Origin of the sequence: Kineosporia corallincola (genome assembly GCF_018499875.1) — a bacterium.
GTDB classification, from domain to species: domain Bacteria; phylum Actinomycetota; class Actinomycetes; order Actinomycetales; family Kineosporiaceae; genus Kineosporia; species Kineosporia corallincola.
The window spans coordinates 441,206-461,683 of sequence record NZ_JAHBAY010000004.1 but is presented as its reverse complement, the minus strand read 5'-3'; the positions used below and the strand labels follow the sequence as shown (position 1 = coordinate 461,683).

The window sequence follows — 20,478 nt, the reverse complement described above, 5'->3', positions numbered from 1 at the left end:
CTTCTCGCCATCTCAACCGCCCGGTCACGGCGTCGCCCCGCGCTGCCCGGACGCTGCCGAAGGAGATGTTCCCCCTGAGCGCCGACTCCCCCGCCGAGCAAGCACTCGGCACCCGGGCCGGTCCCGTCCCGGACCCGCAGGAACACGAATCTCCCACGGTCACAACGTCTTCCACCGCCGACCCGCTGACCGGGGCACCGGTGGTCGGGCTGCGGCACCCGTGGCGCCTGGCCGCCTCCGCCGTCGTCCTGGTGATCGGCGCGCAGATCGCGCACGGCCTGTTCAGCAACCCCTTCTACCAGTGGGACCGGTTCCGCTCCTACGTCTTCCAGCCGGTCGTCGTCGACGGACTGTGGATCACCCTCCAGGCCACGGCGTGGAGTGCGGTGCTCGGCCTGCTCGGCGGCATCCTGCTGGCCCTGATGCGGCTGTCGGGCAACCCGCTGCTGGAAGCCGTGAGCTGGACCTACATCTGGCTGTTCCGCGCCGTCCCGCTGATCGTGCTGCTGCTGTTCCTGTTCAACTTCTCCGCGCTGTACCCCGAGATCGGCATCGGCATCCCGTTCGGGCCGGTCTTCACCGCGTTCGACACCACCGACCTGCTCGGCTACATGGTGATCGGGGTGATCGGGCTCAGCCTGAACGAGGCGGCCTACGCTGCCGAGGTGGTGCGGGCCGGCCTGCACTCGGTCGACCAGGGCCAGCATGAGGCGGCCGACGCCCTCGGGCTGAGCCGGGCCCGGCAGTTCCGCCGGATCGTGCTGCCGCAGGCCCTGCGCTCCATCGTGCCGGCCTACGTGAACCAGCTGGTCGGGCTGATCAAGGCCAGCTCGCTGCTGTTCTACGTGTCGCTGCTCGACCTGTTCGGCACCGTGCAGATGCTCGCCTCCACCCACCCCGGCGACATCGTGCCGCTGCTGCTGGTGGCCACCGTCTGGTACGTCTTCCTGACCAGCGTGCTGTCGGTGGTGCAGTTCTACGTGGAGCGCCACTACGCCCGGGGCGCGCTGCGCACGATCCCGCCCACGCCGTTGCAGAAGTTCCGCTCCACCGTCCGGAAGAGGTTCGCGTGAGCGAGATCCCGGCCGCGGTCCAGATCCGCGGCGCGACCAAGTCGTACGGCGCCCACCGGGTGCTCGACGGCATCGACCTGGACGTGCGGGCCGGGCAGGTGGCCGCCGTGATCGGCCCGTCCGGGGCGGGGAAGTCCACCCTGCTGCGCACCGTCAACCACCTGGACCGCCTCGACCTGGGCTATGTGCGGGTGTTCGGCGAGCTGATCGGCGTGCGCGAGCGCAACGGCCGGCTGCACGAGCTCGGTGGCCGGGCGATCCGGGCCCAGCGCGCCCGCATCGGTTTCGTGTTCCAGAACTTCAACCTGTTCCCGCACCTGACCATCCTGGAGAACGTGATCGAGGCGCCGCTGGCCCTCCGGCGGCATCCCCAGGACGTGGCCCGGCGCCAGGGCCTCGCCCTGCTGGAGCGGGTCGGGATCGCCGACAAGGCGGACGCCTACCCCCGTCAGCTGTCCGGCGGTCAGCAGCAGCGCGCCGCGATCGCCCGGGCCCTGGCCCTGGAGCCGGAGCTGATCCTGTTCGACGAGCCGACCTCGGCCCTCGACCCGGAGCTGGTCGGCGAGGTGCTCGCGGTGATCCGGGAACTGGCCGGCACCGGCACCACCCTGGTCATCGTCACCCACGAGGTCGCCTTCGCCCGCGAGGTGGCGGACGTGGTGTTCTTCATGGACTCCGGGCGCCTGATCGAGCACGGCCCGGCCGCGCAGGTGATCGACCACCCGCGGCATCCGCGCACCCGCGAGTTCATCGGCAAGGTCCTGTAAACCCTTCCGCGCCAGTACCTGAGGAGAACCATGCCCACTTCCGGCCGTCCCGGCGTGCTGCTCGCCGCCGTCACCACCCTGGCCCTGGCCCTGAGCGCCTGCGGCGGTGACGCCGACGCCGACACCGGCGCCGCCAAGAACAGCGGCACCACCCAGGTGCGGATCGCCGCGGCCACCGGCGCGCCCTTCACCGAGACCACGATCCCGGTCGAGGTGCAGCAGGAGATCCGGGCCAAGCTGCCGAAAGACGTTCTGGACAGCGGCGAGCTGGTGATCGGCGTCGGCGCACTGCCGGCCGGGTTCCCGCCGCTGGCGTTCGTCAGCGACGACGCCAAGACTGTCACCGGCGCCGAGCCCGACCTCGGCCGCCTGGTCGCGGCGGTGTTCGGGCTGAAGCCGGTGATCTCGAACGTGACCTGGGAGAACCTGTTCGTCGGCATCGACAGCGGCCGCAACGACGTGGGGTTCTCGAACATCACCGACACCGAGGAACGCCAGCAGAAGTACGACTTCGCCTCGTACCGCAAGGACGACCTGGCCTTCCAGGTGAGGAAGGACAGCACCTGGGAGTTCGACGACGACTACGAGAACCTGGCCGGCCTGACCGTGGCCACCAGCGCGGGCACCAACCAGGAGAAGATCCTGCTGGAGTGGAGGACCAAGCTGGAGAAGGAGGGCAAGACCCTGGAGGTGAAGTACTACCCCGACCGCAACGGCTCGCGGCTGGCCCTGACCTCCGGCAAGATCGACGCCTACTTCGGCCCGAATCCCGGTATCCAGTACGACATCGCGAACGATTCCTCGGGCACCACGCCCACCCGCAGCGCGGGTTCCTGGTCGGGCGCGGGTGAGTCGTTGCAGGGTCTGATCGCCGCCACCACCAAGAAGGACAACGGCCTGGCCGAGCCGCTCACCGAGGCGATCAACCACCTGATCGAGAACGGCCAGTACGAGACCTGGCTCAAGGCCTACCAGCTGGAGAACGAGGCGGTGGAGAAGTCCGAGCTGAACCCGCCCGGGCTGCCTCTCGACAATTCCTGAAAAAATTGGGGACGACGGTGAGCTCCGCGCGGGCTCATCGTCGTCCCCAATTTTCAGGCGTTCGTAACCAACCCGAGCTCCGCGGGGGCCGCCAGGCCCTCGTGCCGGGGCAGCACCCGCACGGTGTAGCCGAACGGGCCGGTGCGACGGAGTTTCAGATGCCCCTCGAACACGTGCCGGCCCTCGGCCGGCTCGTTGTCGGCCGCACCCGCCCAGCGCAGGTCCTGCACCACGAAGTCGGTGATCAGGTCTTGCGGCGACACCCGTCCGTGCACCACCTGCACCTCGACGTCGGACGGGTTCAGGCCGTCGAGGTAGACCACGGCACGCACGCTCATCGCGTCACCGACCTGCGGCGAGTCCGAGAGCCCGGAGCTGTCCACGTGTTCCACCCGCACGTCCGGCCAGGCCAGCCGCACCCGGCCCTTGAAGGCGGCCAGGTCGCGGGCCCGGTCCGGGGTGATCGCCCGGCCGGCCGTGGCGGCGGGCAGGTAGAGCTGCCGCACGTAGTCCGCCACCATGCGGCTGGCCAGCACCTTCGGCCCGAGCGAGGCGAAGGTGTGCCGCACCATCGACAGCCAGCGCTGCGGCAGGCCGTCGGTGTCGCGCTCGTAGAAGCGCGGGGCCACCTCGTTCTCCAGCAGGTCGTACAGCCCGGCGGCCTCCAGGTCGTCGCGGTAGTTCGCGTCCTCCACCCCGTCGGCGGTCGGGATGGCCCAGCCGTTCTCGCCGTCGAACCACTCGTCCCACCAGCCGTCCAGCACCGACAGGTTGAGCCCGCCGTTCAGCGCCGACTTCATCCCGGAGGTGCCGCAGGCCTCGAACGGGCGCAGCGGGTTGTTCAGCCAGACGTCGCAGCCGGGGTAGAGCGCCTGCGCCATCGCGATGTCGTAGTTCGGCAGGAAGACGATGCGGTGCCGCACACCGGCCTCGTCGGCGAACCGCACCATCTGCTGGATCAGCCGCTTGCCGGTCTCGTCGGCCGGGTGCGACTTGCCCGCGATCACCAGCTGGACCGGGCGGTCGGGGTGCAGCAGCAGGTCGCGCAGCCGCTCCGGGTCGCGCAGCATCAGGGTCAGCCGCTTGTAGCTGGGCACCCTCCGGGCGAACCCGATGGTCAGCACGTCCGGGTCGAGAATGCCGTCGATCCAGCCCAGTTCGGCGTTGCTGGCGCCGCGCTTGAGCCACGACCCGCGCATCCGCCGCCGGGCCTCGGTCACCAGGGCGGAGCGCAGCTGGCGGCGGGTGGCCCAGAGCTCGTCGGCCGGCACCTTCGCGATCTCCTCCCAGGCCTTGGCCTCGGTGCGGATCTGCGGGCCGATGTGCCGCTCGGCCAGCTCGATCATCCGCGAGTCCACCCAGGTGGGTGCGTGCACGCCGTTGGTGATCGAGGTGATCGGGATCTCCGGGGCGTCGAAGCCCGGCCACAGACCCTCGAACATCTCCCGGCTGACCGCGCCGTGCAGCTGCGACACCCCGTTGGCCCGCTGCGCCAGCCGCAGGCCCATCACCGCCATGTTGAACACGGCCGGGTCGCCACCCGGGTAGGTCTCGGCGCCGAGCGCCAGCACCTGGTCCACCGAGAGGCCGGGCAGGCCGGCGCCCTCCGGGCCGAAGTGGCTCATGATCAGCTCGCGGGCGAACCGGTCGATGCCGGCCGGCACCGGGGTGTGGGTGGTGAACACCGTGGCGGCGCGAACGGTTTCGAGGGCCTCCTCGAAGGTCAGCCCGGTGCCGGTGAGCTCGCTGATCCGTTCCAGGCCGAGGAACCCGGCGTGCCCCTCGTTGGTGTGGTACACCTCCGGCTGCGGTGCGCCGGTGAGCCGGCTCCACAGCCGCAGCGCGCGCACGCCGCCGACGCCGAGCAGGATCTCCTGGTGCAGGCGGTGTTCCGGGGTGCCGCCGTAGAGCCGGTCGGTGACGGCCCGGGCCGGCTCGTCGTTGGCCTCGTGGTCGGAGTCGAGCAGCAGCAGCGGCACCCGGCCGACCTGCGCCTTCCACACGTGGGCCACCAGCGGGCGGCCGCCGGCCAGCGTCACGGTGACCTCGGCGGGCGAGCCGTCGGCCTCGCGCAGCAGCGAGATCGGCAGCTCGTCCGGGTCGAGCACCGGGTAGTCCTCGCGCTGCCAGCCGTCCCGGGTGAGCGACTGCTCGAAGTAGCCGAACTGGTAGAGCAGGCCCACCCCGACGATCGGAACGCCCAGGTCGCTGGCCGATTTCAGGTGATCACCGGCGAGGATGCCGAGGCCCCCGGAGTATTGCGGGAGCACCGCGGTGATGCCGAACTCCGGCGAGAAGTAGGCGATCGAGCGGGGCGCGGGCTCCCGGTTCTCGGCCGCCAGCTCGGCGTCGAGCGACTGGTACCAGCGGTCCTGGGTGAGGTAGGCGTGCAGGTCGCGGGCGGCCTCGTCGACCCGGGCGACGAACTGCTCGTCCTCGGCCAGGGTGAGCAGCTCCTCCGGCGAGAAGGAGCCGAGCATGGCCACCGGATCGCGGCGTGCGGCCTCCCAGCGGGCTGGGCTCAGCGACGCGAACAGCTCGAGCGTGGGCCGGTGCCAGGACCATCGGAGGTTGCTGGCGAGCTCGGCCAGGGCCGCGAGCGGCTCGGGCAGGACGGTCCGGACGGTGAATCGGCGGATCGCTCTCACCCTGGGCAGCCTAGACCGCGACGGCGCCGGTCACCCGGCGAGATCGCGAAGCTCTTGCAGAACTCGCAAGAAGTTTCACCCCGGGTGTGCCGATAGGTTTTGAAGCACCGCAGTGATCACCACGAAACTACCGTCTGGTTGGATCTGGGCCAGCGGCTGCCTGCGGCGTCACCATGGTTCCTGGTGCCGCCCGTGCGGCATCCGATGCACCCGGGCCGCCCCGACGGGTACGTCACCGCGCCCGGCCGTCCGCGCTCGAGGTGGATACCGGGCGGAAGACAGGTGAACGGTGACGTACGGCACGGGGGCGGCGGCGCGGTGGAAATGCGGGGACCCCCCGTCATGGTCGAGTCTGGTACGCAGCAGACCTCGTTTGTCAGGTGTTGGGTTAAAGGTGGCGGGGGCCGGACTGCCTCGCCGGGAAGGTCGTCGGAAGCGTCCATGAGCCTCCACAGTGGCTTTGATCAGATCGGCCGCACCTCAGGCGTCGCGGGAACGGGTAAACGCATGGAGACACAGACCAGCACGTCCGGCGAGTACAACGGCAGGGACGCCAGCTTCGCGGCACGCGTCACCCCTTACCAGGCGCCGTATCTCGCCGAGGGCAAGGGTGAGAGCACGCAGGTGGTCTACGGCCGTCCCGGCATCGGGCGGATCCCGGTCACCGGCGTGAAGCCCTCGGTGGACGGCGGAAGATGGCCCGCCAAGGCCGTGATCGGCGAGGCGGTGGAGATCAGCGCCGTCGTGTTCCGCGAGGGCCACGACGCCGTGGCCGCCACCGCGGTGCTCGTCGACCCCGACGGCAGACGCCACAGCGAGGTCCGGATGACCCCCGGCGAACCCGGGACCGACCGCTACCACGCGACTTTGACACCCGACCGGCCCGGCATGTGGACCTACCTGGTCGAGGGCTGGAGCGATCCCTACGCCACCTGGGAACACGATGCCGTGATCAAGATCGGCTCGGGCGTCGACGTCGAGCTGATGCTCGAAGAGGGCGCCCGGCTGATGGAGCGCGCGGTCAAGGAGACCAAGCAGCGCCGCAAGCCGATGCTCAACCTGACCGAGGCCGCGGCCGTGCTGCGCAACAGCAACCGGTCGGTCTCCGAGCGCCTGGCGGCCGGCCTGTCGTTGCAGGTGAAGGGCGCCCTGACGGAGAGCCCGCTGCGCGACCTGGTGTCGCCGTCACCGGTGCTGCGGCTGGAGGTGCAGCGCGAACGGGCGCTCTACTCCTCCTGGTACGAGCTGTTCCCGCGCTCGGAGGGCGCCCGGCTGGACGAGAACGGGCGCTGGATCTCCGGCACCTTCCGGCAGGCCGAACCGCGTCTGGCCGCGGCCGCGGCGATGGGTTTCGACATCGTCTACCTGCCGCCGATCCACCCGGTCGGCCGGGTCAACCGCAAGGGCCCGAACAACACGCTGACGCCGGGCGAGAGCGACCCGGGCTCGCCCTGGGCGATCGGCTCGGACGAGGGCGGGCACGACGCGATCCACCCCGACCTGGGCACGTTCGACGACTTCGACCACTTCGTGAAGACGGCGCACGACCTCGGCCTGGAGATCGCGCTCGACCTGGCACTCCAGTGCGCGCCCGACCACCCGTGGGCCAAGGAGCACCCGGAGTGGTTCACCACGCGCGCCGACGGCACCATCGCCTACGCCGAGAACCCGCCGAAGAAGTACCAGGACATCTACCCGATCAACTTCGACAACGACCCGGCCGGCCTGGGCGCCGAGGTGCTGCGGGTGGTCGAGCACTGGATCGGCCACGGGATCAAGGTGTTCCGGGTGGACAACCCGCACACCAAGCCGGTGTCGTTCTGGGAGTGGCTGATCCGCACGGTGAACGCCACCCATCCGGAGGTGCTGTTCCTGGCCGAGGCGTTCACCCGCCCGGCGATGATGCACACCCTGGGCAAGGTCGGTTTCCACCAGTCCTACACATACTTCACCTGGCGCAACACCAAGGCCGAGCTGACCGAGTACGTCACCGAGCTGACCGGCTCAAGTGCCGACTACATGCGGCCGAACTTCTGGCCTAACACCCCCGACATCCTTCACGACTTCCTCCAGAACGCCGGTCCGTCGGCCTTCAAGCTGCGGGCGGTGCTGGCGGCCACCCTGTCGCCGAGCTGGGGCATGTACTCCGGTTACGAGCTCTGCGAGGGCGCACCGCTCCCCGGACGTGAGGAGTATCTGGACAGCGAGAAGTTCCAGTACCGCCCGCGGGACTGGGGCAGCTACGAACCGGGCGGCTCGAACCACGGCCGCTCGATCGCGCCGTACATCACGCGGCTGAACGACATCAGGCGGAACCACAAGTCGCTCCACCGCCTGCGCAACACCGTGTTCCACGTCGCCGACGACGAGCAGGTCATCGCCTACTCACGGCGGCTGGAGTCGAGCGAGACGGGCGGTGGCCCCGAGGACGTGCTCATCGTCGTCGTCAACCTCGATCCGCACAACACCCGAGAGACCGTCGTGCACCTGAACATGCCCGAGCTGGGCCTGGACTGGTTCGACGCGTTCGTCGCCGAAGACCTGATCACCGGTACGACCTACCAGTGGCAGGAACACAACTTCGTCCGTCTCGACCCCTACTTCCAGCCCGCCCACGTCCTCCACGTCAGGAGGCTCTGAGTTGCCCAGGAACATTGGCGCGGGTATCCATCCCGGACTCGACAACGATCCCAACTGGTACCGCAAGGCCGTCTTCTACGAGGTGCTGGTGCGCGCCTTCGCCGACTCGAACGGGTCCGGCTCCGGCGACTTCACCGGCCTGATCGGCAAGCTGGACTACATCCAGTCCCTCGGCGTCGACTGCCTGTGGCTGCCCCCGTTCTACGCGTCCCCGCTGCGCGACGGCGGCTACGACATCGCCGACTACTGCGCCGTGCTGCCGGAGTTCGGCACGATGCCGGACTTCCAGGAGTTCGTGGCGCAGGCGCACGCCCGGGGGCTGCGGGTGATCACCGACCTGGTGATCAACCACACCTCGGACTCGCACCCGTGGTTCCAGTCCAGCCGCAACGACCCGGAGGGCCCGTACGGGGACTTCTACGTCTGGAGCGACACCGACGAGCTGTACCAGGACGCGCGGATCATCTTCGTCGACACCGAGTCCAGCAACTGGACCTTCGACCCGGTGCGGCGGCAGTACTTCTGGCACCGGTTCTTCAGCCACCAGCCCGACCTGAACTTCGAGAACCCGGCCGTGCAGGAGGCGATCCTCGACGTCGTCCGGTTCTGGATGGACATGGGCATCGACGGATTCCGCCTGGACGCGGTGCCGTACCTGTTCGAGGAGGACGGGACCAACTGCGAGAACCTGCCGCAGACCCACGACTTCCTGCGCAAGCTGCGCACCACGATCGACGACGAGTACCCGGGCCGGATCATGCTCGCCGAGGCCAACCAGTGGCCGAAGGACGTGGTCGAGTACTTCGGCACCGACGACGAGCCGGAATGCCACATGTGCTTCCACTTCCCGGTGATGCCGCGTATCTACTACGCGCTGCGCGACGAGAAGGCCAAGCCGATCATCGACATCCTGGCCGAGACGCCGGACATCCCGGCCGGCGGTCAGTGGGGCACGTTCCTGCGTAACCACGACGAGCTCACGCTCGAGATGGTCACCACCGAGGAGCGCGCGGCGATGTACGGCTGGTACGCGCCGGACCCGCGGATGCGCGCCAACATCGGTATCCGCCGCAGACTCGCGACGCTGCTCGACGGCTCGCGCGCGGAGATCGAGCTGGCGCACGCCATGGTGCTGTCGATGCCGGGCAGCCCCACGCTGTACTACGGCGACGAGATCGGCATGGGCGACAACATCTGGCTGCCCGACCGCGACGCCGTGCGCACCCCGATGCAGTGGACGCCCGACCGCAACGCCGGGTTCTCCACCGCCGACCCGGGCAAGCTGTACCTGCCGGCCGTGCAGTCGTTGCAGTATCACTACGCGGCGGTGAACGTGGAGGCGCAGCTGTCCACGTCCAGCTCGCTGCTGAACTGGGTGCGCTCGATGCTCCAGATCCGGCGCGAGCACCCGGCGTTCGGCATGGGCACCTACCAGCCGGTGGACGCCGACAACCCGGCGGTGCTGGCGTTCCTGCGGGTGTTCCAGGGTGACCTGGAGACCGGGGCGGCGCCGGAGATCCTGCTGTGCGTCAACAATCTCAGCCGCACCGCGCAGGCCACCACCCTGGCCCTGCCGCACTGGACGGCCGACCACGAGATCAGCGACATCTTCGGCGGTACCGGGTTCAAGCCGGTGCCGCAGAACGGTGAGCTGAACCTGACCATGGGGTCGCGGGACTTCTACTGGCTGTCCATCACCCCCGCGGTCGACCCGACCGCACCCTCCATCGGAAATTCCGTCGCCGCGAGCGCGAGTGCAGGAGCCGCCCGATGAATGAGCCCGGCAGCCCATCGACGGGTGTCGTCGATGTCGCCGGACTGCTGGCCAGCTGGCTGCCCAGGCAGCGGTGGTTCTCCGCCGGTCACGGCGGGGTGACTTTGGCGCCGGCGGGCCAGATCACCCTGGTCCCGCCGGTGCCGGAGCCGTCGGTGGTACAACCCGCCACCGGCGAGTTCCCGCTGCCGTCGTCGTCCACCGAGAACGTGCCGGTGCCGGAGTCGGTGATCGAACGGCCGGTCGGCATCGTGGTGCACCTGATCAGCGCGCTGCCGGCCGGTGCCCCGGCGAGCGACGCGGGGGCGGCCACCTACCAGGTGCCGCTGACCTACCGCAGCGAGCCGGTGCCCGATCTGGCCCACGCGCTGCTGGGTGAGCTGCGCACGCACGACGGGCCGCGCTATGTGTACGACGCGCCGCACGACCCGGACTTCGTGGCGGCGTGGACCGAGCTGATCGCGCGCTCGGCCGAGGCGATGTCCGAGGCCGGCACGCCGCGCAGCCGGGTGCGGGGGGTGCGCCGGGCGGGTGAGGCCCCGCCCGACCCGCACCGGCCGGCCAAGGTGCTGTCGGGCGAGCAGTCGAACACGTCGATCATCGTCGGGGCCGACGGCTCGGACCCGGTGATGATCAAGCTCTTCCGGGTGCTCCAGCCCGGGCGCAACCCGGACGTGGTGGTGCCGGGGGCACTGGCCCGGGCCGGCAACGAGCGGGTGCCCCGGCTGGTCGGCTGGGTCGAGGGCGAGTGGGTGCAGCCCGGCGGTCAGCCGGCCTGGGGCCATCTGTCCGCGGCGGCCGAGTTCGTGGCGGGCAGCTCGGACGGCTGGCGCATCGCGACCGGTGCCGTCACCGACGGTGAGACCTTCGCCCGGCTGTCGTCCGACCTGGGCGCGGCCACCGCGGCGGTGCACGCCGCGCTGGCGGCGGCGCTGCCCACCCGGCCGAGCACGCCGGCCACGCTGAACGCGCTGGCCGACCACCTCCAGCAGCGGCTGGCCTGGGCACTGGAGGCGGCTCCGGCGCTGGCCGATCACGCCACCGCGGCGGGTGGGGTGGTGGAGCAGGTGCGGCACCTCGACCGGGCTCCCGACCTCCAGATCGTGCACGGCGACCTGCATCTGGGTCAGGCCCTGCACTCCGACAGCCGGGGCTGGGTGCTGCTCGACTTCGAGGGCGAGCCGCTGCGGCCGCTGGCCGAGCGGGGCGATCCGGACCTGGCGCTGCGCGACGTGGCGGGCATGCTGCGCTCGTTCGACTACGCCGCCCGGCACTCGGTGCTCGGGCTGGCCGACGACGACCCGCGGTCGCTGGCCGCCTCCACCTGGGCGTCGGAGTGCCGCGAGGCCTACCTCGACGGGTACGCCGCCCAGGCCGGCCGCGACCCGCGCGACGACGCCGCCCTGCTGCGGGCGCTGGAACTCGACAAGGCCCTGTACGAGGTGGTCTACGAAACCCGGCACCGGCCGGGCTGGGTCGAGGTGCCGCTGCGGGCGGTCGGCCGTCTTCTGGCGGCGAGGTCCGCGGCCCGCTGAGGCCGTTCCGCGTCGATGCCCCCGGCCGACGGCCGGGGGCATCGCTGTTTCCGCCCGGGCATTCGCCCCCTTGTGCGGTCCGGCCGGGGTGGGCATTCTGCGACGGTGCGCACACTCTTCGTCAGCTCTGGCGCAGGTGACGTGATGTTCCGCGGGCTGGCCCGATGACCGGTCCTGATCCTGATCCGCTGGCGCCGGTGCGCGATGCCGTGCTGCGGCGTGATCCGGACGCTGTGGCCCGCTGCTTCACCCCCGGTGCCGTACTGCGGGTGCCGTGGCGCGAGGGCGACATCGTGGTGCGGGGTCACGACGAGCTGGGCCGGGCCGTGCGGGAACTGCGGGCCGAGGTGCGGGGACTCTCCTGGACGCCGTCGCGGCGCCTGGTCTCGTCGCGCGAGGTGAGCGAAGAGGCCGTGCTGCTGGCCGATCTGGCCGACCGTGACCGCACGCTGCGGGTGCCGCTGCGCGCCGTGGCCGTCACCGAGCCGGACGGCCTGATCAGCGGGCTCACCCTGTGGCTCGACCGGCACGCGCTGGCCGACCCCGGCGGGGTGGTCTCGGCCGGGGGTGCCGCCAGCGCGCTGACGGCCGGGGCCCGCTCCCGGGACGCTCGCGGTCTGCGCGTGCTCCGGACCCCGCCGTCACCTGCCCTCGCCGGCACACCTGAGGACGACGAGAGCGATCAGGCCCGGCCCCGCCCGATGAGCCCCGGCGCGATCTGGTGGCAGGTGCACCGCACCACGGTCGCGGGTTCGGCCATGGCCCTGACCGCCGTGCTGGTGCTGGGGTGGGCCGGGCTGGCCGTGCTCGTGCCGACCTGGCGGGCCGAGGTGGCCGCGGGTGCCGGCGAACGGGGGACGCTGCTGGGCGCGGGAACGCCGGACGCGTCCGGTCCGGCGGGGGCGGAGGGGGCGGGGGCCGAACCGACGGGACCGGGCGGGGACGAGGACGGGGTCGGGCCGGCTGGATCGGGGGCGGGTCGAGCGGGCGCGGGTTCCGGCGCGGGTTCCGGCGCGGGTTCCGGCGCGGGTTCCGGCGCGGGTTCCGGCGCGGGTTACGGGGGCGGGGCCGGGGTGGCGGACGATTCCGGCGCCGGGGGCGGTGGGGGCTCCTCGTCGTCCATGATTGAGAGGCCGGGCCCGCAGGCCACCGGTGCCGGGCCGGGCGCGCGTGGCGCGCCCGTGCTCTCCGGACGGGTGCCCGGCGGCACGCCGACCGTGCAGGCGGGACGCGAGATCACGTTCCTGTCCGACGTGCTGTTCCCGTCGGGGTCGCCGGAGCTGCCGGCCCGTTCGCAGGCCCGACTGGCCGAGCTGGCCGGGCAGATCCGCCGGGCCGGGGTGCGGGGCGAGATCCAGGTGAACGGGCACACCGACGCCGTCGGCACCGAGGCGGACAACCTGGTGCTCTCGCGGAGACGGGCACGGGCCGTGGCCGAGGCCCTCAGCCCGCGCCTGGAGGACGCCGGGGTGACCCTTCGGGTGCAGGCCTTCGGCGAGAGCATCCCGCGGGCGGACAACCGCACCGGGGCCGGGCGGCGGCTCAACCGCAGGGTCGTGGTGGTGCTGCCGGTGTGACGCCGCCCCGCGCGGACGTCACACCGGCCGGAACTCAGCTCTCGTTCGAGCGTTTCGGCGCGAGCACGAACAGGTACACCACCGCGCCGAGCACCACCACGGCGAGCACGATCAGCGTGATCACCAGCACCGGCGAGGTGCCGCCCGACTCGTCCTGATCCGAGTTGTCCCCCGTGGCCGCCGAAGCCGTGGTGGCGGAACCGGTCTCGGCCTCACCGGTCGCGACGGCGGAGACGTCCGGGCTCGCCGAAGCCTCGGACGTGGCCTCGACCTGGTTGCCGGCCTCGGCGGTGAAGGCGAACTCGCCGGAGATCGGGTGCCCGTCCGACGACGTCACCCGCCACTGCACCGTGTAGTCGCCCGCCGGGCCGGGTTTGATCGGCTGGGTGACCACGTGGTCGACCACCTCGGGCTTGCCGTCGGTGACGTCACCGTCGGGCCCGACCACCTTGAGCACCGACCCGAGGGCCAGCGGCACGTTGTTGAAGTCCAGCTCGATCTCACCGGGCAGCTTCTTGACGGTCGAGCCGTCTTCCGGGTTGGTGGAGTCGAGCTGGTCGTGTGCCAGCGCCGGGCCCGCGCCGAGCAGCAGCCCGGACGCCATCAGAGCCAGGGCCGCCGCGAAACGGCCCGCGGTACGGCCGATCACACCGTGCTCCCCTGCGAGGCGCTGTCGGCGGCGGCGGTCGCCGGCGTCTTCGGCAGGGTGGCCACCCGGCGCCAGGCGACGGCGGCCAGCAGCAGCCCGATCACACCCACGGCCAGACCGCCGGCACCCAGCCAGCGGGCTGCGGAGTCGCTGGTGGACGCGTCGGCGGTGGTGTCCGCGGCGGCGACCGGCGTGGCGTCGGTGCCGGCGACCGAGGTGGTCTCGAACGCCGGGGCCGGGTACTCCGGCTCCTCCTGGCCCTCGACCGTGGGCTCGTTCCAGTCGGACACCTGGCCGTCGGAGTAGGTCTGCTTGGTGGGCAGCTCGATCGTCGTGCCCATCTTCGGCAGCGGGCCGACCGAGATCGAGAACTCCTGGTACTCGCCCGGGTTGATCTGGGTGCCCTTGTCGGCCGTCCAGGTGACGGTGGCGGGGGCCTTGGTGATCTTGGAGCCGTCCACCTCGACCGTCTCGGGCAGGTCGGCCTCGGTGACCTCGGCGGTCCAGCCCGGCACCGGCTTCGTCATCACCGAGGTGAAGGGGGTGGCGGTGGGCAGCGTGACCTCGACCGAGGTGGTGCCCGCCGTGTCGGACTCGTTGGGCACCCGGAAGGTCAGGCGCGAGTAGCCGCCCTCCGAGGTGCTGTCGGGCGTGACCCGCACGTGGGCCTCGGCGACCGCCGCACCGGCGACGCTGATGACAGCCGCGGCGAGCAGAGCCGCCCCGGCGCGCAGGGCCAGGGGAATACGTGACTGCGACATGACTGGAAACTCTCTCTACTGAAAAGTCAATGATGGACGGCGAAAAGCTCGTCTTCCAGGAACCCGCCGGGCCCGGGACCACCGGCTGTGAACCACCGGGGGGCACCCGCTCTGCCACCGCGTCAACGGCGGCACCTCGAAGGCACGGACCCCGACCACCCGGCCCGGCCGACACCGGCCCGACAGCACGGGCGGCGACAACACCGGCCCAGCCGACCCAGGTCCCGACAGCACCGGCCCGAGCAGCACGGCCCCAACAGCGACGGCTGCGACGGCTGCGACGGCTGCGACGGCTGCGACGGCTGCGACGGCTGCGACGGCACCAGGCTGAGCGGCACAGACCCGACAGCACCGGCTGCGACGGCACCAGCCCGAGCGGCACAGACCCGACAGCGCAGCCCCGACAGCGCGAGCCCCGACACCACCAGGCCAGCAGCACAGACCCGACAGCGCGAGCCCCGACACCACCAGGCCAGCAGCACAGCCGCGACGGCGCGAGGCCTGACACCACCAGGCCGAGCGGCACGGGACCTCGCCGTACGGGCCCCGACAGCGCAGGACCCGACAGCGCAGCCCTGAGGCACGGGCCCCGACGGCACAACCCGGACCGCCCAGCCAGCCTGAACCGCATGGCCAGCCTGAACCGCATGGCCAACCCGAACCGCCCGGCCAACCCGAACCGCATGGCTCGCCCGAACCGCATGGGCTCCGGCAGCACAGGCCCGGATCACGCCGGACCGGAACGGAACTGGCCGCCCCCAGGAGATCGGCACCGCGAAGTGCCCATCCCCCACGAGAGCCGAATCCCCGCCGGAAACGCTCGCGAACAGCGTCTTCAAGCTGGTGGGACCGCAGGAGGTCAGATGGTTCAGCCGCGGAGGATCAGAAGACGAGCGCCGGGGCCGGAGGCCCACGCCGCCGCACGGCGTGACGGGGAACGTCGGAACGGGGCAGGAGCGCCTCGCGGGCCGGAACCGGCAGCGGCCCGGCCGCGGGCGGCAGCACGGCCAGGCGAGGCAGCGCGAGCCGGTGCGCCAGGCAGCCGACCAGCGCCCAGACCGCGGCCTCGCCCCGGGCCAGCAGCAGGGCCAGCAGGGCGGCGGCGACGGCGTGGGCCGTGAGCATGACCGGCGACAGGGTGAACATGTCGGCGGCCTGGTGCCCGGCCATGGCCGGATCGCAACCGGTGACGGACGCGGAGCTGTGACCGGCGGCCGTGACCAGGTGCCGCCCGGCCATGCGGCAGCCGTCGGACATCACCGCGGCCATCAGCGTCACGTGCAGCACGGCCTGGGTGGCGCCCATCGCGAGCACCAGCGAGACCGGACCGCGGCGCCGGGCCGCGAGCAGATTGACCACCAGCATGACCGCGGGAACGCAGGCCACGGCGACGGGAACGCTGACCCGCTCGCCCCCCGAGGCATGGGCAGCGACCGCCAGGCCGACGGCGGACAGCGCGAACAGCGCCGACCGGGTCAGCCGGATCGCACCACGCCCCGGACTCATGGGTGAACCCTAACCGCAGCCCCCGACAATCCGGGTCCTAGGCCTGATCGAAGGAGCCAGCAGGCATCTTGCCCACCGCCGCCCCAAGGCCTTCGGCAAGCAGACCGGTGCCCCCGTAGGGCGAACAGCGGATACTCGGCCGCCACACGCTGTGTAGCCACGGCTGACGTTCCGTCGATCCTTAGGCTGCCCGGGCGGTCACGCGGGCGGACGGTCCCCGACGGCAGTGCACCTCGCGGCCGGCCGATCCGCGGACCGCCGGTATCCGCGACCGCCGGAAGGGCTTTCGTCACCCATGAGCGCCAGGAACCATCCCGCCCCCACCGGCGTCACGGAACCCGGGGAGCAGCCGCCGGGAGCAGACACCCCGGCCACCGCACAGCACCCCGCGCACCCCGCGCACCCCGCGTCCGCCCGCCCGCTCCCGGCCCTGACCGGCCTCACTCTGCTCTGCCTGCCGTTCGCCGTGGTGGGCGAGGCCGGGCTGCTGCTCCCCCTGGAATCCGGCCCCGTCACCAGGATCCTGGCCGGCTGCTCCGTGGCCTTCGACCTCGCACTGGTGCTCTGCGGCGTGCTGCTGGCCTGGCGCACGGTCCCCGGGCGACGGGGATTCTGGCGTCTCGGGGTCTGGCCGCTGCTGGCCGGGTCGGCGCTGATCAGCGCCGCCGCCCTGGCCCTCGCGACCGGCCGGCCGACGGTGCTGGTGTCCGCCCTGGTCATGCCCGGCCGGATCCTGGCGGGTCTGGCCACCGGCACCCTGGCCGTGTACTGGCTGCGCGCCCACACCGGGTCGGTGCGCCCGCCGGCCCACCATCCCCTCGCCCGCGAACGCGCCCGCACCTCCCGGGCCGCGCCGCTGCTGGCCCTCACCGGTCTGGCCTTCTGCGCGGCCCGCACCGACGTGCTCACGTCCGCCTATCTGCTTCCGGTGCACCTGCTCTCGGCCTGGCTGGTGGTCGCGCTGATCCGGGCGCCGCACTCCCCACTCACCCGGGTGCTGCACCGTCTGGGCCGAGCCTGCGGCAACCGGCCCCGCCCGCTCCCGGCGGAGGGGCCGCTGCGGCGCCGCATCACCCTTCCCCCACCGGGAACCGGCGCGGTCCGTTTCGGCGAACAGCCGGACATCATGCCGAACGCCGACGACGAGAACCCGGGCGCGGAGTCCGAGGTGATCGACGTCCCCACCCGGAAGACACCGAAACCCGGCTCGCGCACCCAGGTCTCCCGCACCGGCCGGACGATCCACCTGGACGAGATCCCGGCCGAACTGCGGCTGCGGCCGCTGCCGCCGCGCGCCGAACCGGCGGCGCGGACGGATCCGCGAAACAGCGAGTAGACCTCAGACCGAGTAGACGCCGCGCCGGGTGCGCACGACCGGCCGCTCCCGCTCCACCCGCCGGTGCCGCCGGCTGACCAGCCCGGAGGCGATCACCAGCAGCGACCCGAGCCCGAACGCCAGCAGCGGGAACCGGTACGGGGAGCGGCCTTCCGGCACCGAACCGTCGTCGGCCGGGGCCGGGGCCACCACGACCGCGTCACCGTCGTCCGCCCAGGGGTCCTTGACCGCCGGGGAACCGCCGGCCGCACCGGCAGACGATTCCGGGGACGATTCCGGGGACGACGCGGCCGGGACCCCGGTGATCAGCGGGTCGTCGTTCGGGTGCCCGGCGGTGAAACCGAAGGTACCGGCCATCTTCCGGCCGTTCTTCGCCACCGCCTCCCACTCGATCGTGTAAACACCGTTGGGGGCACCCTCGATCACGGATCGCCGCAGGGTTGCGGCCCGGGTCACCACTTTTCCGGTGCCCACCTCGCCGTCCACGGTCCGGATGCTCATCGAGGCCCCGGACTCGCGCAGAGGCGTGCTGAAGGTGACCGAGACGGCGTACGGGGCGAACTGCACCACCTGCCGTGCCGGGCTGAAGCCGATCACCCGCGGCTCCGGACCGTCGTCGGTATCGGCGAAACCCGCTCCCGCTGTAACGAAAAGGGACGTCCCGGCAACCGTCACGACGGTCGCGGCGCGCAGCGCGCCGCTCACTCTCAGCCACAGCATCCCGACAGAATCCCACTCCCGGGTTGCGCCGTCCGGGCCGAATCGCCGGAGGCCCCGGCGCTGAACGGCGGATATCCCAGTGATCACACGATTCCCAGCCGTTCCGCGCACGGAGGCCGCGAGCGGCGCCTCGCCCGGACTCAGAACATCGTGCCGCCGAACGGGGCCCGCCGCAGGCCGAACAGGTGGTCGGCGACGGCCAGCTGGGCGTCCTTGTGCACGGCGATCCGGCCGGCCTGGGCCAGCTGCCAGAACTCCGTGCCGCCCAGGTAGGCACAGGCCAGCTGGCCCACGTCGAGGGTGATGTCCGGCGGCTGCTCGGTGCGGGCCACCCCCTGCGCCGACACCAGGTAACGGCCGGTGTTCTGCCGCAGCAGATCGTCGCGCACCTCCAGGATCACCTGGCCGGGCGCCCGGTAGGTGCGGGCGCCCAGCGCGGCCTCCACGTCGACCAGCCGCAGCCAGGTCTCGTCCCGGGCACCGTGGGAGGTGACCGCCCGCTCGTCGGTGAACAGCTTCTCGATCGAGTGGTCCACCGGCATCGGGTCGAGGATCACCCGCTGGAGCAGGTCGATCGACAGCAGGTAGCGCAGCAGGCCGAAATGCGCTCGCGTGGTGGTGGTCACGAAGTCGCCGACCACGATGCCGCGGTCGCGCGAGCGGAACCAGGCGGTGGCGTCCTCGGGCGTGTAGACCGCGAAACCGTCTTCGTGGCCCGGGATTCCGTGCACCACGGCGTAGTGGTGGTCCTTGCTCAGCTCGCGCATGTGTGCCTTGGCCCGCCACCAGTAGCTGGGCCGGTCGATCGCCCCGACCCAGTTGGCCCCCAGGTAGATCTTCGCCAGCAGGTCCTGGTCGGCGCGCTCGCGCAGGTCGACCAGCCGCACGTCGCCGCCCCGCGGCACGCCGTCGCGGAACTGCGCCCGCGGCACCGAGATCTCGACCTGCGCCACGTTGCTGGCGATGCCGAAGCCCCAGCGCTCGTAGATCGTCGCCTCACTGGCCCGCAGGCTGGCCAGGACCTCGCCGCGGCCCAGGCACTGCTCCAGCTGGTGCCGCACCAGCGCCCCGGCCAGGCCGCGCCGGGTGTGCGTCGGCAGCACGCCGACGTCGGTGACCGCCGCCTGCGGCACCTTCTTCCCGCCGGGCACCATCATCCAGCTGGTGAACGAGCTGGCGGTGCCGACCAGCCGTTCCGGTGCCACGTAGGCGCCGACCGTGCGTCCCGGCTCCATGAACTCGTGCTGCTGGTCGCTGTCCGGCCGCTGGAGCCCGACCATGGCGGTCAGGAAGACCTCCAGCGAGCGGCCGACCTCCTGGGCGTCGGTGAGCACCCTGATCTCGTGTTCCACACCCCAGACGCTAGCGACGTGACCGCCGTTACTCGCGACGAGCCACCCGACCGGAATCAGGAAGGGAACCGACCGCATGCCGTGACACCCTGAACCGCATGGCCGACACCTCCCGGCGACTGCTCACCCTGCTGTCCCTGCTCCAGACCCCGCGTGAGTGGTCCGGTCCGGAGCTGGCCGAGCGGCTGGGCGTCAGCACCCGCACCATCCGGCACGACGTGGAGCGGCTGCGATCGCTGGGCTACCCGGTCGACGCGACCCGGGGTTCGGTGGGTGGTTACCGTCTCGGGGCGGGTGCGGCTCTGCCTCCCCTGCTGCTGGAGGACGACGAGGCGGTGGCGATCGCGCTCAGCCTGCGCACGGCGGCGGGCGGGGCGGTGTCGGGCCTGTCCGGCCTGGACGAGAGCGCGCTACGGGCCCTGACCAAGCTCCAGCGGGTGCTGCCGGCCCGGCTCGGCCGCCGGGTGGACGCCCTGGCCGGCTACACGGTGCGGGTGACGGGTGCGGCCCCGCCCGGGCCGGCCGTGGACCCGGCGGTGCTCACCCTGCTGGCCTCGGCCTGCCGCGACCGGGAGCGGGTGCGCTTCACCTACGCCGACCACGCCGGCACCCCGTCCCGCCGGGCGGCGGAGCCGCACCGCCTGGTCAGCTGGGGACGGCGCTGGTACCTGGTGGCGTGGGACCTGGACCGGGACGACTGGCGCACCTTCCGCGCGGACCGGATCACCGGGCCACAGGGCGTGGGAGCCCGGTTCGCCGGGCGCGAGGTGCCGGGCGGTGACGCGGCGGCGTTCGTGCGGCGCGGCGCCCGGGCGGTGCGGTGGCCGGTGACGGCGCGGCTGCGGGTGCACGAGCAGGCCACGACGGTGAGCGAGCGGCTGGGCACCTCGGCGGAGTCGGTGGAGTCCGACGGCGACGACAGTTGCATCGTCACCATCGGCGGCTCCGACCCGGAGTCGATGGCGCCCTGGCTGGGGCTGATCGGCGCGGACTTCGAGGTGCTCGACCCACCCGAGCTGGCGACGGCGGTCGGTCTGCTGGCCGAGCGGTTTCGGCGTGCGGGCGGTAGCTGACCCTTCACAGCCGGTCGTTTTCGGTT

15 protein-coding genes are annotated in these 20,478 nt (G+C 72.0%); 9 read left to right on the top strand and 6 right to left on the bottom strand.

The window, feature by feature from the left end; all coding sequences use genetic code 11:
- The first annotated feature begins 65 nt into the window (after positions 1 to 65).
- Genes KIH74_RS12305 through KIH74_RS12295 form a run of 3 tightly spaced genes read left to right on the top strand, consistent with a single transcriptional unit; the run spans position 66 to position 2,881 of the window.
- Positions 66 to 1,073 (top strand): amino acid ABC transporter permease, encoded by a 1,008-nt coding sequence (locus KIH74_RS12305; RefSeq protein ID WP_214156004.1) that lies wholly within the window; start codon positions 66 to 68, stop codon positions 1,071 to 1,073.
- Positions 1,070 to 1,840 (top strand): amino acid ABC transporter ATP-binding protein, encoded by a 771-nt coding sequence (locus KIH74_RS12300; protein ID WP_372492040.1) that lies wholly within the window; start codon positions 1,070 to 1,072, stop codon positions 1,838 to 1,840. Before KIH74_RS12305 ends, KIH74_RS12300 begins: the two co-directional genes overlap by 4 nt.
- 30 nt (positions 1,841 to 1,870) lie before the next feature.
- Entirely contained in the window at positions 1,871 to 2,881 is a 1,011-nt protein-coding gene (locus KIH74_RS12295; RefSeq protein WP_214156003.1) for a transporter substrate-binding domain-containing protein, read from the top strand.
- A 53-nt stretch (positions 2,882 to 2,934) separates the two neighbouring features.
- Here KIH74_RS12295 and glgP read toward each other — a convergent pair whose 3' ends face one another.
- Complete coding sequence (glgP, locus tag KIH74_RS12290) at positions 2,935 to 5,529, bottom strand: alpha-glucan family phosphorylase (RefSeq protein WP_214156002.1); 2,595 nt, start codon at positions 5,527 to 5,529, stop codon at positions 2,935 to 2,937.
- Between the two features lie 507 nt (positions 5,530 to 6,036).
- Here glgP and KIH74_RS12285 point away from each other — a divergent pair.
- The 4 genes from KIH74_RS12285 to KIH74_RS37645 all read left to right on the top strand — a co-directional run bounded on the left by KIH74_RS12285 (position 6,037) and on the right by KIH74_RS37645 (position 13,055).
- Positions 6,037 to 8,169, top strand: a complete 2,133-nt coding sequence (locus KIH74_RS12285; RefSeq protein WP_214156001.1) for an alpha-1,4-glucan--maltose-1-phosphate maltosyltransferase — start codon at positions 6,037 to 6,039, stop codon at positions 8,167 to 8,169.
- Position 8,170: 1 nt separating this feature from the next.
- Entirely contained in the window at positions 8,171 to 9,943 is a 1,773-nt protein-coding gene (gene treS, locus KIH74_RS12280) for a maltose alpha-D-glucosyltransferase (RefSeq protein WP_214156000.1), read from the top strand.
- Positions 9,940 to 11,478 carry a maltokinase N-terminal cap-like domain-containing protein gene (locus KIH74_RS12275; RefSeq protein ID WP_214155999.1) on the top strand — a complete coding sequence of 513 codons (1,539 nt, stop codon included), beginning with the start codon at positions 9,940 to 9,942 and terminating at the stop codon, positions 11,476 to 11,478. The genes treS and KIH74_RS12275 overlap by 4 nt, the downstream gene beginning before the upstream one ends.
- A 164-nt stretch (positions 11,479 to 11,642) precedes the next feature.
- On the top strand, positions 11,643 to 13,055 hold the full coding sequence (locus KIH74_RS37645; protein WP_214155998.1) for an OmpA family protein: 1,413 nt from the start codon (positions 11,643 to 11,645) through the stop codon (positions 13,053 to 13,055).
- Between the two features lie 34 nt (positions 13,056 to 13,089).
- Here the strand turns inward: KIH74_RS37645 and KIH74_RS12265 are convergent, their stop codons facing one another.
- The 3 genes from KIH74_RS12265 to KIH74_RS12255 all read right to left on the bottom strand — a co-directional run bounded on the left by KIH74_RS12265 (position 13,090) and on the right by KIH74_RS12255 (position 15,971).
- Positions 13,090 to 13,704 (bottom strand): copper resistance CopC family protein, encoded by a 615-nt coding sequence (locus KIH74_RS12265; protein ID WP_214155997.1) that lies wholly within the window; start codon positions 13,702 to 13,704, stop codon positions 13,090 to 13,092.
- Positions 13,701 to 14,465: a YcnI family copper-binding membrane protein gene (locus tag KIH74_RS12260; RefSeq protein ID WP_214155996.1), complete on the bottom strand. Its 765-nt coding sequence runs from the start codon at positions 14,463 to 14,465 to the stop codon at positions 13,701 to 13,703. Before KIH74_RS12260 ends, KIH74_RS12265 begins: the two co-directional genes overlap by 4 nt.
- An 882-nt stretch (positions 14,466 to 15,347) precedes the next feature.
- The gene (locus KIH74_RS12255) at positions 15,348 to 15,971 is read right to left on the bottom strand and encodes a hypothetical protein (RefSeq protein ID WP_214155995.1); all 624 of its coding nucleotides are present in this window, start codon (positions 15,969 to 15,971) and stop codon (positions 15,348 to 15,350) included.
- Between the two features lie 295 nt (positions 15,972 to 16,266).
- Between KIH74_RS12255 and KIH74_RS12250 the strand changes: the two genes are divergently transcribed.
- Complete coding sequence (locus KIH74_RS12250; RefSeq protein ID WP_214155994.1) at positions 16,267 to 17,307, top strand: hypothetical protein; 1,041 nt, start codon at positions 16,267 to 16,269, stop codon at positions 17,305 to 17,307.
- Positions 17,308 to 17,310: 3 nt separating this feature from the next.
- Here KIH74_RS12250 and KIH74_RS12245 read toward each other — a convergent pair whose 3' ends face one another.
- Complete coding sequence (locus tag KIH74_RS12245; RefSeq protein WP_214155993.1) at positions 17,311 to 18,027, bottom strand: copper resistance CopC family protein; 717 nt, start codon at positions 18,025 to 18,027, stop codon at positions 17,311 to 17,313.
- Positions 18,028 to 18,167: 140 nt separating this feature from the next.
- On the bottom strand, positions 18,168 to 19,379 hold the full coding sequence (locus KIH74_RS12240) for a GNAT family N-acetyltransferase (protein WP_214155992.1): 1,212 nt from the start codon (positions 19,377 to 19,379) through the stop codon (positions 18,168 to 18,170).
- 98 nt (positions 19,380 to 19,477) lie between these two features.
- Between KIH74_RS12240 and KIH74_RS12235 the strand changes: the two genes are divergently transcribed.
- Positions 19,478 to 20,452 (top strand): helix-turn-helix transcriptional regulator, encoded by a 975-nt coding sequence (locus KIH74_RS12235; RefSeq protein ID WP_214155991.1) that lies wholly within the window; start codon positions 19,478 to 19,480, stop codon positions 20,450 to 20,452.
- Positions 20,453 to 20,478: the final 26 nt, after the last annotated feature.

Bases quoted from the DNA above. Each gene is read 5' to 3' on its own strand.
- KIH74_RS12245 (WP_214155993.1), bottom strand. From the start codon at position 18,027: ATGCTGTGGCTGAGAGTGAGCGGCGCGCTGCGCGCCGCGACCGTCGTG.
- KIH74_RS37645 (WP_214155998.1), top strand. From the start codon at position 11,643: ATGACCGGTCCTGATCCTGATCCGCTGGCGCCGGTGCGCGATGCCGTG.
- KIH74_RS12255 (WP_214155995.1), bottom strand. From the start codon at position 15,971: ATGAGTCCGGGGCGTGGTGCGATCCGGCTGACCCGGTCGGCGCTGTTC.
- KIH74_RS12285 (WP_214156001.1), top strand. From the start codon at position 6,037: ATGGAGACACAGACCAGCACGTCCGGCGAGTACAACGGCAGGGACGCC.
- KIH74_RS12295 (WP_214156003.1), top strand. From the start codon at position 1,871: ATGCCCACTTCCGGCCGTCCCGGCGTGCTGCTCGCCGCCGTCACCACC.
- KIH74_RS12275 (WP_214155999.1), top strand. From the start codon at position 9,940: ATGAATGAGCCCGGCAGCCCATCGACGGGTGTCGTCGATGTCGCCGGA.
- KIH74_RS12235 (WP_214155991.1), top strand. From the start codon at position 19,478: ATGGCCGACACCTCCCGGCGACTGCTCACCCTGCTGTCCCTGCTCCAG.
- KIH74_RS12305 (WP_214156004.1), top strand. From the start codon at position 66: ATGTTCCCCCTGAGCGCCGACTCCCCCGCCGAGCAAGCACTCGGCACC.
- KIH74_RS12260 (WP_214155996.1), bottom strand. From the start codon at position 14,465: ATGTCGCAGTCACGTATTCCCCTGGCCCTGCGCGCCGGGGCGGCTCTG.
- KIH74_RS12250 (WP_214155994.1), top strand. From the start codon at position 16,267: ATGAGCGCCAGGAACCATCCCGCCCCCACCGGCGTCACGGAACCCGGG.